Origin of the sequence: Gemella morbillorum, from assembly GCF_900476045.1 — a bacterium.
In the GTDB taxonomy this organism is placed as follows: Bacteria; Bacillota; Bacilli; order Staphylococcales; family Gemellaceae; genus Gemella; species Gemella morbillorum.
Genome location: NZ_LS483440.1, coordinates 927,881 through 942,589, shown reverse-complemented (window position 1 = coordinate 942,589; position 14,709 = coordinate 927,881). Strand labels below are relative to the sequence as shown.

Here is a 14,709-nt window from a genome sequence, read left to right as displayed (position 1 = left end):
AGATATCATATTAGTTTACAATTAGCGTATTTTTCGTTAATATAGTATAGTACAAAAAGGAGGAAGTAATGGAAGCCAAGATTATAAAATATACTTCACAAACAGTAGAAAGAATTGATAAGTTTTTACAAAAAGAGCTTTCTGAGTTATCGAGAACTAATATTCAAAACTTGATTTCAGAAGGATATATAAAAGTAGATGGAAAAGAAATAAAAACTAATTTTAAATTAAAAGATGGTAATGAAATTACTATAGAGTATAAAGAACCGGAAGAACTAGATGTTGTAAAACAAGATATTCCAGTAGATATAGTTTATGAGGATAGTGATTTGATTGTAGTAAATAAAGCAAAAGGAATGGTTGTGCATCCATCTGCAGGACATAGAGATGGTACATTAGTAAATGCATTACTATTTCATAGTGAGTTATCTAGTATCAATGGGACTATTCGTCCAGGTATAGTACATAGAATAGATAAGGATACTTCAGGACTTTTAGTAGTTGCTAAAAATGATAAAGCACATGTTAAATTATCAGAAATGATTGCAAATAAAGATGTAAAAAGAAAATATTATGCTTTAGTGCATGGAAGTATAAAGCATGATTATGGAACAATCGATGCTCCTATAGCGCGTAATCCAAAAGAGCGTAAAGAAATGGCAATTATAGATGAAGGGAAACCGTCAATAACACATTTTAAAGTAGTAGAAAGATTTGAGAAATATACTTTGATTGAATGTGAATTAGAAACAGGACGTACTCATCAAATAAGAGTCCATATGAAATACATTAATCACCCATTGGTAGGTGATCCTGTATACGGTCCGAGAAAAACATTAAATGCAAATGGGCAGGCTCTACACTCAAAGAGTATTGAGTTTAATCATCCTATTACAGGAGAGCACTTGTATTTTGAGACGCCAATTCCTCAATATATGCTAGATATTATGGCAAAACTAGACAAATAAAATAGTTAATTGAAAAAATTTTCATAAAATAGTTTATTTTTTCTAGGAAATATAGTATTATAGAATAAGTAAGTAGTTATTTAAGGAGGACAATAACATGGTATTAGTACCAGCAAAAGATATGCTTGTAAAAGCTAGAAAAGAAGGATATGCGGTAGGGCATTTCAACATTAATAACTTAGAATGGACAAAAGCTATTTTAGCAGCTTGTGAAGAAGCGAAAAGTCCAGTTATCTTAGGTGTAAGTGAAGGAGCAGCTAAATATATGACTGGGTTCAGAACAGTTGCAGCTATGGTAGAAGCTATGGTAGAAGAAATGAAAATTACAGTTCCTGTTGCATTACACTTAGATCACGGTTCATACGAAGGAACTAAAGCAGCGATTGAAGCTGGATTTAGTTCAGTAATGTTTGATGGATCTCACTATCCATTCGAAGAAAATATCGAAAAATCAAAAGAAATGATAGCTTTAGCTCACTCTAAAGGAATATCAATTGAGTGTGAAGTTGGATCAATCGGTGGAGAAGAAGATGGAGTTATCGGTAGTGGTGAATTAGCTGATCCGCAAGAATGTAAAACTATGGCTGAATTAGGAATTGATTTCCTTGCAGCTGGAATTGGTAATATTCACGGTAAATACCCAGAAAACTGGGCTGGATTAAGCTTTGAAACATTAGAAAACATCTCAAATGTAACTGGTGGAATTCCACTAGTATTACACGGTGGTTCTGGAATCCCAACTGAACAAATTCAAAAAGCTATTTCTCTAGGAGTTTCTAAAGTTAATGTTAATACTGAGTGTCAATTAGCATTTGCAGAAGCAACAAGAAAATATATTGAAGAAGGTGGAGATCTTAAACCTAAAGGATTCGACCCTCGTAAATTATTAAATCCTGGATTCGAAGCTATTAAAGCTATGGTTCATCAAAAAATCGATATCTTCGGTTCAAGAAACAAAGCATAATAACTACAGATTACTAAAAAAGGCTCGTGCTTTGCATGGGTCTTTTTATCTATATAATAAAAATAATTTATAACTAAGTTGAAATTATATATTGTAAATACAAAGGAGTGTTCGCATGAAAGAAACTATAAATTATATAAAAAAATTAATAAGTATTGACTCACCTACAGGATTTACAAGAGAAATTAGTACATACTTAATTGAAGAGATAGAAAAACTAGGATATAAAGCAATACGTGGAAACAAAGGTGGAGTTAATGTCGTTGTAGAAGGGGAAAATGATAAAAAACATAGAATTGTTACTGCGCATGTTGATACGCTTGGGGCAATAGTTCGAGCAATTAAACCTGATGGACGCTTAAAAATAGCTCAAATAGGAGGTTATCCTTGGAATATGATTGAAGGGGAAAACTGTGAGGTGCATGTTGCTAGTAATAATAAAAAAATTAGTGGTACTATTTTAGTACATCAGACAAGTATTCATGTTTATCGAGATGCAGGAACAGTTGAAAGAACTCAAGATAATATGGAAATACGACTTGATGTGAAAGTAAATAGTGCAGAGGATGTACGTTCTTTAGGTATAGATGTAGGAGATTTTATTAGTTTTGATCCTAGGACGATTGTTACAGAGACAGGATTTATAAAAAGTCGTTTCTTAGATGATAAAGTAAGCGCAGCTATATTATTAGATCTTTTACGAAAATATAAAGATGAAAACATTACTCTTCCATATGCAACTCATTTTATGTTTAGTGTTTTTGAAGAAGTAGGGCATGGTGCAAATTCTTCTCTTCCTAAAGAAGCTGTAGAATATTTAGCGGTAGATATGGGAGCAATGGGAGATGATCAACAAACAGATGAGTACACAGTCTCAATTTGTGTTAAAGATGCAAGTGGTCCATATAACTATGAGTTTCGTCAACACTTAACAAATTTGGCACGAGAAAAACAAATTCCTTTTAAGTTAGATATTTATCCATACTATGGAAGCGATGCTTCGGCAGCTATGCGAGCAGGCGCAGAAGTGAAACATGCTTTACTAGGAGCAGGCATAGAATCTAGCCACTCATATGAGAGAACGCATATCGATTCAGTAGAAGCAACGCAGAATTTAGTTGATGCATATTTACAAAGTGAATTAATAAGTTAAAAAGCAGACTATAAAGTCTGCTTTTTTTGATAAATTATTATTCATAAAAATTTTTTATACTAGAGTTTACTTCAATTTTTTTATTTGTAACGGGATGATTAAAAATAACTTTTAGCGCTCCAAGATACATCTTTTCATATTTATGACCATCATTAGAATAAAGTTTATCTCCAATAATAGGATTTCCTTTATATGCTAAATGAACACGAATTTGATGAGTGCGACCTGTTTCTAGTGAAATGGTAGTAGCAAATTTATTCTGCTCTATTTTTTCACAAGATAGTATATTTGTAATTGCATTTTTTCCTTTATTAGTAACTGCCATTTTATTTTTTTCACGGTTATCACGTCCAATATTAGTATTAATAGTTTGAACATTAATATTATTTTTTACAAGTGCTGTATAGAAGCGTTTTATGACACGATGTTCTAACATTTGATCAAGTTTGGATTTTACAAATGGTGTTTTTGCAAAAATGACTAAACCACAAGTATCGGTATCAAGACGATGTATTGGTTCTAGATAAGGATAATCAGTAATTAAGTAATTAACTAATGTATTATTTTCATCTGTTATATCATTTGGATGAGTTTTAATTCCAAATGGTTTAGAAGCAATTAGTAAGTAGTCATCTTCGTATTCTTTTATAATGGATAGTGAATTATTTGCAATATAATTAGAAGTTCCAAGTTCTATGTTAATCTCTAAATTATCATCCTTATTCAGTTTTGATTGTAGGTCAGCACTTTGTCCATTGATAATAATAGTATGGACATCATGATGAGAATTCATACGTATAGTATGAATATTTTTTTTAGAAATTTTTAAAAAATTACTAAGATATGATTCGACATTAATGTAAGATGATAAAATTTTAAAATTCATAATTCTCCTTCTGATTTAGAATACTTAATAATATAATAAGTATAATTATATAATATTTTCAATTTTGTATAAAGTAAAAAGCAAGATAAATAAGGATCTTATAAAACTTCAAAAAGTTTAAAAATATTTAATTTAATCTTGATTTTAATTCAAAAGTATAGTATTATATATCTTGTGATTTAATATTACTAAACTTAAAGTTTAATTAAGTATAACTTTAATTACAAAAAGTTAGATATAGGTAAACAAAAGTGACAATAAGTTTAATTATAATAAACTTTGAAACTAAAAATTTATTATGCCTAAATATAAATTAAAAGAAATAATGGAAAGGAGAAATATGTATTCAATAGGTGAAAGATTAAAACGATTAAGAATTCAAAAAAATCTTACTCAAGAAGAACTTGGGGAAAGAACCGACTTAAGTAAAGGATATATTTCACAAGTAGAACGTGATTTAGCATCACCATCTATGGAAACATTTTTTAATATTTTGGAAGTGTTGGGTTGTGCTCCAAAAGACTTTTTTGATAAAGAAAGTACAAGTCAAAAAGTATATTATTCATTAGAAGATCAAACTAGTTATGAAGAAACTGATGAAGGGTATGTATTAACATGGCTTGTTCCAGAATCTAATGAGAAAGAAATGGAATCTTTAATACTTAGACTAGAAAAACACAGTAATTATAAGACATTTAGTCCATCGGAATCAGAAACACTATGTTATGTTTTAAAAGGTAAATGTAAATTAAAACTAGGTGATGAAGAGTATATTGCATCATCGAATGAAAGTTTTTATTTTTTAGCTACATCAGAGCATAGGTTATCAAATCCTTTTGACGAAGTCTGTGAATTATTGATAGTAGCGACAAATTCGTATTTATAACAAAGAGAATGAAGGTTACTTAATTAAAGATTAAATAACATTCAAATCTCTTGCTTAATTTAATTATATTATTATATGTGAGGAGAATAAAATGGCAAATATTGTTGAGTTTAAAGATGTATCAATGTCATTTGGTAATAATAAAGTTTTAAAAAATATAGACTTAGAAATTGAAAAAGGTAAATTTTATACTTTACTTGGGCCTAGTGGTTGTGGTAAAAGTACTATTCTGAAATTGATTGGTGGATTTTTAAGTCCAACGTCTGGGGATGTTTTATTAGATGAAAAAGTGGTAAATGAATTACCAGCAAATAAACGTCAGGTTAATACAGTGTTTCAGGATTATGCATTGTTCCCACATATGAATGTTTTCGAAAATGTTGCCTTTGGTTTAAAAATCAAAAATGAAAAAAGGGAAATTATTAAGAAAAAGGTAAAAAAAGCTTTAAAACAAGTAAACTTAACTGATTTTGAAAAACGTGATATTAGTGAGATGAGTGGTGGTCAAAAACAGCGTGTTGCTATAGCTCGAGCTATAGTTAATGAACCAGAGATTATCCTTCTTGATGAATCTTTGTCTGCTCTTGATTTAAAACTTCGTCAAGAGATGCAATATGAACTTCGTGAACTTCAACAGCAAACAGGAATTACTTTTATTTATGTTACGCACGATCAAGAAGAAGCTCTTGCAATGAGTGATTATATCTTTGTTATGAATGATGGGAAAATTGAACAAAGCGGAACGCCACTTGATATTTATGATGAGCCAGTTAACCGCTTTGTTGCTGACTTTATAGGAGAATCTAATATCGTTAATGCAGTAATGATAGATGACTATTTAGTAGAAATTTATGGAAAACAATATGAATGTGTTGATGCTGGTTTAGATAAAAATAAGCGAGTAGAAGTAGTAATTAGACCAGAAGATTTAGAAATTACTTCTTCAGAAAAAGGGAAAATTAATGTGGTAGTTGATACTCAACTATTTAGAGGTGTACATTATGAAATTTGTTGTTTAGATGATCAATATAACGAATGGATTGTACATTCAACTAAAGAAGCAAAACCTGGTTCTGCTGTCGGATTAAACTTTGATCCTGAAGCAATACATATCATGGTACCAGGAGAAACAGAAGAAGAATTTGACGCACGTTTAGAATCATATGAAGAGGAGGAATAATAATGTTTAATAAAAAAACACGCTCACTTTTCATGATTCCATATGTAATGTGGATGTTACTTTTTGTAGTATTTCCAATTTTACTGATTGTTTATTATTCTTTTAGAGATATTAATGGTAATTTTACACTTTCAAACTATCAAGTATTTTTTAGTAGCACATATGTATTAATGACGCTTTATAGTTTTTGGTATGCTTTTTTAATTACTCTAATTTGTTTAGTAATAAGTTATCCTTTAGCTTTTATAATTAGTAAAAGCAAATATAGCGAATTGCTACTTTTACTTATTATATTACCGACATGGATTAATATATTGTTAAAAACATACGCGTTCTTAGGATTATTTGGAGAATATGGAACAATTAATAGTTTCTTAGAATATATAGGAATAGGTACGCAAAGTTTATTATTCAACTCATTTAGTTTTGTATTTGTATCTAGTTACATATTCCTACCATTTATGTTATTACCAATCTATAACTCAGTAGTTGGAATTAATAGAAACTTGATAGAAGCTTCATATGACTTAGGGGCAGATTTTAAAACTACATTTAGAAAGATTATATTTCCTTTAAGTATTAACGGTGTAAAAACAGGAATACAGGTAACATTTATTCCAGCATTATCTCTATTTATGATAACAAGACTTATTGCAGGAAATAAGATTATTAACTTGGGTACTGCTATTGAAGAGCATTTTCTTGTTACACAAAACTGGGGATTAGGATCTACAATAGCTGTATTCTTAATAGTTGTAATGGGAATTATAATGGTATTAACAAATACAAAAGATAAAGTAACTACAGGAGGAAAAAAATAATGAAATTAACTTCAAAATTATATTTAATAGTTATTTTTGCAATATTATATATACCTCTAGTTTATTTAGCATATTATTCATTTAACTCTGGAAAAACAATGATTGATTTTGAAGGATTTTCGTGGAAACACTATATAGAATTGTTTGAAAATACTCGTATGATGGTAATTGTTATTAATACTTTAGTAGTTGCTTTACTATGTGGATTATTTTCAGCTGTTTTAGGAACTTTAGGAGCATTAGGTATATACTCATTAAAATCTAACAAAAAGAAAAATAGTTTTTTAATTGGTAACAATATTTTAATTGTGAGTCCAGACGTAATAATTGGGTGTTCATTCTTACTTATGTTTACATTTATAGGAAAACAGTTAGGGATTGATAATATTCAAGGTTTTTGGTCAGTTCTACTATCACATATAGCTTTTAGTATACCGATAGTAGTATTGATGGTACTACCAAAATTATATGAGATGCCAAAATCTATAATTGATGCAGCTGTTGACCTTGGGGCAACATATCCACAAGTTTTAAGTAAAATCGTTATTCCGTATATTACTCCCGGAATTCTAGCAGGGTTCTTTATGGGTCTAACATATTCACTTGATGACTTTGCGGTAACTTTCTTCGTTACTGGTAATGGATTCCAAACACTATCAGTAGAAATTTATTCAATGGCAAGACAAGGAATAAACTTACAAATCAATGCATTATCAACCGTATTAACTCTATTTGTTGTAATTGCTGCAATTATATATTATATAATTAATACAAGTAAGTTGAAAAGGGAGGTAAGATAGTATGAAAAAATTACTTATTTCTGCTTTATCAATCTTAGTTATTTGCTTAGGTTTATTATACAGTAGAGATTTCATTGATAGCTCAAGTAGCGGAGAAAAACAAACTCTTACAATTTTCAACTGGGGGGAATATATTGATCCAGAGCTTATTAAAAAATTTGAAGCTGAAACTGGAATAAAAGTTGTTTATGAAACTTTCGATTCAAATGAGGCTATGCTAACAAAAATACAGTCAGGATCTACACCTTATGATTTAGTTATACCTTCAGATTATATGATTAAAAAAATGAAGAAATTAGATTTATTAAAAAAACTAGATCATAGTAAAATAGAAGGTTTTGATAATATAGATAAACAATTTATAAATCTTTCTTTTGATCCTAACAACGAATACTCTGTTCCATATTTTTGGGGTACACTAGGAATAGTTTATAATAAGACAAAAGTTCCAAGTGATTTGAAATTTGAAAAATGGGATGACTTATGGGACGCTCGTTTAGAAAATAATATTCTTCTTATAGATGGTGCAAGAGAAATGATGGGAATTGCTTTACAATCTGAAGGTAATTCTGTAAATGATACTAATGAAGTTAATCTTAATTTAGCTGAGAAAAAATTAGAATTATTACATAAAAATGTTAAAGCAATAAATGCTGATGAGAAAAAGATGCTAATGATTAACAATGAAGCTTGGGTTTCAGTTGTCTTTTCAGGTGATGCATCAGCAATAATGACAGAAAATGAAAATATGGTATATTCAGTACCTAAAGAAGGAACAAACCTTTGGTTTGATAATATAGTTATACCTAAAACTTCAAAAAACGAAGATGCAGCTTATAAATTTATAAACTTTATGCTTAGACCAGAAAATGCAGCTCAAAATGCTAAATTCATAGGATACGCTACTCCAAATGAGAAAGCTAAAGAATTATTACCAGAAGATATTACTTCTGATGAACAGTTCTATCCTGATTTAAGTAGTATAGGAAAAGCAGAAGTTTACGAAGATTTATCGCCAGCAATGCTTCAGTTATACAATGACTTATTCTTGAAATTTAAAATAAATAATAGAAATTAATATGAATTAAGATAAAGTAGATTATTTATAAAAAGTGAAATCTACTTTATCTTTTTTTATAGTTGATACAGCTAATCGCCTTGTTGTATAATAAATATAACTAGTAGAGAAGGGAGAATTATTATATGAAGAAAAGTACTGCACTATTAATTACAATATTACCAATAGAATTAATGACATTATTGTTATTTTTTTTACCTGAAAGATATATATCAACTGGAGCTATGATGACAGTACTATATTTTGGAATAATTTTGTTGGTTTTAGGAAAATATATAAAAAGAGGTGATAATGCTCACTTGATTAATGGTATCGATATTAGTTTTGAAGAAGCAAAATTACCAGAAAATATTGAGAAGTATTCTAAAGATAGTAAGATTGTAGGAAATATTTGTTTTGGAATGAGTAGTATATGTTTCCTTGTTGTAATAGTATACTTTATTGTAATTAATATTTAGTAATAAGTATAGTGAATAATTTTTACTATGCTTTTTTTACTATAAGTAATATATAAAATGTGGTATAATTATATAGTTAAGTTTATATAGGAGGATTATATGTTTCAGGCTTTATATAGAAAATATCGACCACAAACATTTAATGATATTGTAGGTCAAAATCATATAGTTTCAGTACTAAAAAATGCAATTGAAAAGAATCAAATTAGCCATGCGTACTTGTTTTACGGTCCTAGAGGGACGGGTAAAACTTCTATTGCGAAAATATTTGCTAATGAAGTGAATAAAAATGAAGTCTATCAAAAAGAAAATGTAGATATAATAGAAATTGATGCTGCAAGTAACAATGGTGTTGATGAAGTTCGTGATATAAAAGAAGCAATCAAATTTTTACCAAGTGAAGGGAAGTATAAAGTTTATATAATTGATGAAGTACATATGCTTACCACAGCAGCCTTTAATGCCCTGCTTAAAACTTTAGAAGAACCTCCAGCACATGTTATTTTTATTTTAGCTACTACTGAGATTCATAAAATACCAGCAACAATATTATCAAGATGCCAAAGATTTGAGTTTAAAAATTTATCAGTTGAACAATTAGTGGATAGATTAAAATATATCTCAGAAAATGAACGTCTAGATATTGAAGATGATGCAATAAAGAAAATTGCAACCTTAGCTAAAGGTGGTCTAAGGGATGCAATCAGTATATTAGATCAAGTATCAAATTATTCAGAGAAAATTACATTAAATAACATTTTAGAAGTAACATCGTCCATTGGAGAAAATGAGATATTAGAGTTTTATAAGAAACTTATTTTAGGAGATATAAATGGTTCTTTATTAATGTATAATAATTTTGTAGAACAGGCAAAGGATACAAAGTTATTGCTTAACGATTTAATAAATATTACTCGTGATGTTATAGTCTATAAAAACTTAAAAGATAGAGCATATACTGGTTATAACATTGAACTGCTTGATGATGCTATAGGAACTATATCATTTGATTACTTCTATGAAATTATAGAATACTTGTCTCAGACGGAGCAATATATTCGTTTTTCAACAGAGTATATGAGTTATATGCAAATTTGTATTGTGAAAATTTGTTCAAAAGAAAAAAATATACAACCAGAACGTCAAGAAGTATTTACAAGAGAAAGTTCTGTTTATAATACCCGAGTTCTTGAATTAGAAGAGAGAATTAAAATATTAGAAAATAAACTTGAACAATTTAACTTTAATATTAAAGCTGATAAAACTAGTGAATCAAAATTAATAAGTCAAGGTCATATTGAAAACGAAAATGATAGTAAAAATATAACTTGGGATAATGATATTAAAGAAAATATTAAAGATGTAGTAATAAAAGATAAAAATAGAATTTTAGATTTATTATCTACTTCTAATGATACTTTTACTAATTATGCAGCAGGGGTTTTTAATAAGATAATAAGAGAAAGTTTAGGTGCTAACAATAGTGAAGTTACAGCTATGAGAGAGTTATTAAAAACTTGTACTTTAGTCGCCTCATCAAAAGTGGGAGGATTATTAATCTCTACTGAAGCAGAAAGTATGATAAAAATGACACCAAACTCGAAATATAAACAATATTTAGAGACGTTATTTGCACGTTATATAGGGGTAGAATATAAGATATACGTACTTCAAGAACATCAGTATAAACTATTATTACAGGAAATAGAAGATATTGAAGATGCGGTTGAAGAAAAATTGTTAACTGAGGAGATATTAGAAGAATCAAAACTAGAACAACTTTTTAAAGATATAATAATTGAGAATTGATAGCAAGTTAACTAAAGAAGTTACTATAGTTGCTATAAAAGCAAGATATAAAATAAAGTATATAAATTATTTTAGTAAAAAATTTTTCATACAATCATAGTAAAAGATTTAAACATTATGACTAGGATGGAAATTATTGACAATAAACATAAATTTAAATAGAATTATATTATAAAGATACTAGGAGGATAATAAAATGCGTGGAATGGGAAATATGCAGCAAATGATGAAAAAAATGCAAAAAATGCAAAAAGATATGATGGCTGCACAAGAAAGTCTTAAAGATCAAACTGTAGAAGGAACTGTATCTGGTGGTATGGTAACTGCGGTGGCTAACGGAGATGGAAAAATTTTAGATATTAAAATTAAAGAAGAAGTAGTCGATCCAGATGATATCGAAATGTTACAAGATATGGTCTTAACAGCAGTAAATGATGCGTTAGAAAAATCAAATAAACTTAAAGAAGATACAATGGGAAGATTTACTAACGGACTAAATATTCCAGGTTTGTAAGATGAACTATCCTAAACCAATTTTAGATTTAATAGATAGTTATTCATTACTACCAGGTATTGGGAGAAAAACTGCAGTTCGTCTTGCTTTTCATACATTAAAAATGCACGATGATGACATTAAAAATTTTGCAGATTCTCTACAAGGTTTAAAAGAAAAACTTACTAACTGCGAAATTTGTCATCGTCTTAGTGAAACACATGTTTGTGATATTTGCTCTGATAACAGTAGAGATAAGTCTACTATATGTGTGGTAGCCAATGATAATGACCTAGTTGCTATGGAGAATATGCAACAATATAGAGGACTTTATCATGTTTTAGATGGTCTTATATCGCCTATGGATGGTATCGGGCCGATGGATATAAATATCAAATCATTATTTGAAAGAGCACAAGATACGACAGTTAAAGAAATAATTTTGGCAACAAATTCTTCGCCGGAAGGAGAAGGAACAGCAAGTTTTATTTCAAGATATTTAAAAAATACAAATATAAAAGTTACCAGAATTGCTCAAGGTATTTCATTTGGAAGTGATATTGAATATGTAGATGAAGTTACATTATCGCGAGCGATATCGGGTAGAATAGAATTATAATTATAATTTAGGAGGGCATTAATATGTCACAACAATCAGTAAACGCTATTAAGGTATTAGGTGTTGATGCTATAAACAAAGCAAAATCAGGACATCCTGGAGTTGTTATGGGAGCTGCGCCAATGGCTTATTCATTATTTGCTAAACACCTTAGAGTAAATCCTAAAAAAACAGATTGGATAAATAGAGATAGGTTTGTTCTTTCTGCAGGTCATGGTTCGATGCTGCTTTATTCTTTATTACATTTATCAGGATTTGAGGATGTATCTTTAGAAGAAGTTAAAAACTTTAGACAATGGGGTTCTAAAACTCCTGGGCACCCAGAATTTGGACATACAAAAGGTGTTGATGCAACTACTGGACCATTAGGGCAAGGAATTTCTACAGCAGTAGGAATGGCTCTTGCGGAAAGATATTTAGCGGCTAAATATAATAAAGAAGGATATAAATTATTCGATCACTATACTTATGTAATTTGTGGTGATGGAGATATTATGGAAGGTGTTGCTTCTGAAGCAGCAAGTTTTGCAGCAGTACAAAAACTAAATAAACTTGTGGTTCTATATGATTCTAATGATATTTGTTTAGATGGTGAAACAAGAGACGCTTTTAGTGAGAATGTTCGCAATAGATATGAAGCATATGGTTGGAACACTATATTGGTAGAAGATGGTGCTGATGTTGAAGCAGTAAACGTTGCTATAGAAAAAGCTAAACAATCAGATAAACCCACATTAATTGAAGTTAAAACAATTATTGGAGCAGGATCTCCAAATAAACAAGGAACTAATGGTGTACACGGTGCACCGTTAGGAGAAGAAGAAACAGCTTTATTCAGAAAAGAAATTGGTTGGAATTATGAACCATTTGAAATACCAGAAGAAGTATATGCAGACTTTAAAGTTAATGTTGCAGATCGTGGGGAAACTGCGAATAATGAATGGGAAAAATTATATAATGAATATAAAGAAAAATTCCCAGAGTTAGCTGCTGAATTAGAAGAAGTACTATCAAGAGAAGATATTAAACATCTTTCTAAAGAAAGCTTCAGTTTTAAAAATGTCGGAGAAGCTCAAGCTACTCGTAATTCATCTCAAGATGCAATTAACAGTATTGCTAAAGTTTTACCAACATTCTTTGGAGGTTCAGCAGACCTTTCTCACTCTAACATGACGTTTATTAAAGGTGACGGTCTTCAAGATGATGCTCATCGTACTGAACGTAATATCCAATTTGGAGTTCGTGAATTTGCAATGGCGACAGTACTTAACGGAATGATGTTACATGGAGGAGTGCGCGTATTTGGAGGAACATTCTTTGTATTTTCTGACTATTTAAAAGCTGCGTTAAGATTATCAGCGCTACAAAACTTACCTGTAACATATGTATTTACACACGATAGTATTGCTGTTGGTGAAGATGGTCCAACGCATGAACCAATTGAACACTTAGCATCTTTACGTACTATTCCAAATACATATGTATTCAGACCAGCAGATGCTACAGAAACTCAAGCAGCTTGGTATTTAGCACAAAATATTAACGATAAACCAACATCGATAGTTCTTACACGTCAAAATTTACCAGTTTTAGAAAATTCATCATTTGAAAAAGTAGCAAAAGGAGCATATGTTGTTTATGAAACTTCAAGTGATTTTGATACAATTTTAATCGCAACTGGTTCAGAAGTAGCACTGGCAATAAGTGTTGCTCAAGAATTAGAAAAAGAAGGTATGAAAGTACGTGTTGTTAGTATGCCTTCTATTGAATTATTTGAAGAACAAACTAGCGAATATAAGGAAGCTTTATTACCACGCAGTATACGTCGTCGTGTATCATTAGAAATGGGGAACACTGCTCTTTGGTATAAATACGTAGGGCTTGATGGTTTAGCAATTGGTATTAATAAGTTTGGAGCGTCAGCACCAGCAAATAAAGTTATTGAAGAATATGGATTTAGTGTTGAAAAAGTAGTAGCGAGAATAAAAAATGAGCTATAAAGAAATACAACCTGGTGATATAATTAAAGTTAAAATAACAGCAGTTAAACCGTATGGTGCATTTTTTGAAACACGAGACCGTCAAGTAGGTTTGATACATATTTCAGAGATAACAAATTGCTTTATTTTTGATATAGGAAGTTACATTAAACAAGATGAAGTATTAGAAGTAAAGGTATTATCGATAAAAGATAATAAAATAAATGCGACTCTTAACTTTAATCATAAAAAGATAACTAAGAAAGAAATTAACAGTTTAGATACGTTGAATTTCGAATATGGTTTTGATACTTTAAAACAAAATATGAAACTTTGGCAAAAGAAAGCGTTGTTAGAAATAAGAAATTCTAAGTAAAATCTATTGACATTTGTTTTAGAACTGTATATAATGTATCTAAATAATAAATGAAGTTTAGGAATTAGAAGTTAGTAATATTATATTTAGAGAGAGTCTAGTGGTGAAAAAGATTCATAATATAACTTTTATGCTACCTATATAGTGCTTCATCGGCAGTTAAGCCGTTATAAAAACTAATGAGGAGCATAGCTCAAATTAGGGTGGTAACACGATTATAGTCGTCCCTTGTGTAATAT

15 protein-coding genes are annotated in these 14,709 nt (G+C 29.7%); 14 read left to right on the top strand and 1 reads right to left on the bottom strand.

Annotated elements, in window-relative coordinates; genetic code table 11:
• Positions 1-68: 68 nt before the first annotated feature.
• The 3 genes from DQN46_RS04605 (at position 69) to DQN46_RS04595 (ending at position 3,085) form a co-directional block, all read left to right on the top strand.
• Positions 69-968, top strand: a complete 900-nt coding sequence (locus DQN46_RS04605) for an RluA family pseudouridine synthase (protein WP_004631886.1) — start codon at positions 69-71, stop codon at positions 966-968.
• A gap of 97 nt (positions 969-1,065) precedes the next feature.
• Positions 1,066-1,932 carry a class II fructose-1,6-bisphosphate aldolase gene (fba, locus tag DQN46_RS04600; protein WP_004631888.1) on the top strand — a complete coding sequence of 289 codons (867 nt, stop codon included), beginning with the start codon at positions 1,066-1,068 and terminating at the stop codon, positions 1,930-1,932.
• A 115-nt stretch (positions 1,933-2,047) separates the two neighbouring features.
• The gene (locus DQN46_RS04595; protein WP_111743186.1) at positions 2,048-3,085 is read left to right on the top strand and encodes a M42 family metallopeptidase; all 1,038 of its coding nucleotides are present in this window, start codon (positions 2,048-2,050) and stop codon (positions 3,083-3,085) included.
• Between the two features lie 37 nt (positions 3,086-3,122).
• Here DQN46_RS04595 and DQN46_RS04590 read toward each other — a convergent pair whose 3' ends face one another.
• Positions 3,123-3,971, bottom strand: a complete 849-nt coding sequence (locus DQN46_RS04590; RefSeq protein WP_111743185.1) for an RluA family pseudouridine synthase — start codon at positions 3,969-3,971, stop codon at positions 3,123-3,125.
• A gap of 340 nt (positions 3,972-4,311) precedes the next feature.
• On the opposite strand from DQN46_RS04590, the gene DQN46_RS04585 reads away from it, so the two are divergent.
• The 11 genes from DQN46_RS04585 to DQN46_RS04535 all read left to right on the top strand — a co-directional run bounded on the left by DQN46_RS04585 (position 4,312) and on the right by DQN46_RS04535 (position 14,470).
• Positions 4,312-4,857, top strand: coding sequence for a helix-turn-helix domain-containing protein (locus DQN46_RS04585; protein ID WP_111743184.1), 546 nt, complete (start codon positions 4,312-4,314; stop codon positions 4,855-4,857).
• 91 nt (positions 4,858-4,948) lie between these two features.
• Positions 4,949-6,037, top strand: a complete 1,089-nt coding sequence (locus tag DQN46_RS04580; RefSeq protein WP_004631896.1) for an ABC transporter ATP-binding protein — start codon at positions 4,949-4,951, stop codon at positions 6,035-6,037.
• A gap of 2 nt (positions 6,038-6,039) precedes the next feature.
• Positions 6,040-6,858: an ABC transporter permease gene (locus DQN46_RS04575; RefSeq protein WP_111743183.1), complete on the top strand. Its 819-nt coding sequence runs from the start codon at positions 6,040-6,042 to the stop codon at positions 6,856-6,858.
• Entirely contained in the window at positions 6,858-7,658 is an 801-nt protein-coding gene (locus DQN46_RS04570; RefSeq protein ID WP_111743182.1) for an ABC transporter permease, read from the top strand. The genes DQN46_RS04575 and DQN46_RS04570 overlap by 1 nt, the downstream gene beginning before the upstream one ends.
• Position 7,659: 1 nt before the next feature.
• Positions 7,660-8,736 carry an ABC transporter substrate-binding protein gene (locus DQN46_RS04565; RefSeq protein WP_111743181.1) on the top strand — a complete coding sequence of 359 codons (1,077 nt, stop codon included), beginning with the start codon at positions 7,660-7,662 and terminating at the stop codon, positions 8,734-8,736.
• Positions 8,737-8,861: 125 nt separating this feature from the next.
• On the top strand, positions 8,862-9,194 hold the full coding sequence (locus tag DQN46_RS04560) for a hypothetical protein (protein ID WP_111743180.1): 333 nt from the start codon (positions 8,862-8,864) through the stop codon (positions 9,192-9,194).
• 99 nt (positions 9,195-9,293) lie between these two features.
• Positions 9,294-11,003 (top strand): DNA polymerase III subunit gamma/tau, encoded by a 1,710-nt coding sequence (gene dnaX, locus DQN46_RS04555; protein ID WP_111743179.1) that lies wholly within the window; start codon positions 9,294-9,296, stop codon positions 11,001-11,003.
• 196 nt (positions 11,004-11,199) lie between these two features.
• Complete coding sequence (locus tag DQN46_RS04550) at positions 11,200-11,517, top strand: YbaB/EbfC family nucleoid-associated protein (RefSeq protein ID WP_004631908.1); 318 nt, start codon at positions 11,200-11,202, stop codon at positions 11,515-11,517.
• A gap of 1 nt (position 11,518) precedes the next feature.
• Positions 11,519-12,115 carry a recombination mediator RecR gene (gene recR, locus DQN46_RS04545; RefSeq protein ID WP_111743178.1) on the top strand — a complete coding sequence of 199 codons (597 nt, stop codon included), beginning with the start codon at positions 11,519-11,521 and terminating at the stop codon, positions 12,113-12,115.
• Between the two features lie 23 nt (positions 12,116-12,138).
• Positions 12,139-14,115: a transketolase gene (tkt, locus tag DQN46_RS04540; protein WP_111743177.1), complete on the top strand. Its 1,977-nt coding sequence runs from the start codon at positions 12,139-12,141 to the stop codon at positions 14,113-14,115.
• Positions 14,105-14,470 (top strand): S1 RNA-binding domain-containing protein, encoded by a 366-nt coding sequence (locus DQN46_RS04535; protein ID WP_111743176.1) that lies wholly within the window; start codon positions 14,105-14,107, stop codon positions 14,468-14,470. The genes tkt and DQN46_RS04535 overlap by 11 nt, the downstream gene beginning before the upstream one ends.
• Positions 14,471-14,709: the final 239 nt, after the last annotated feature.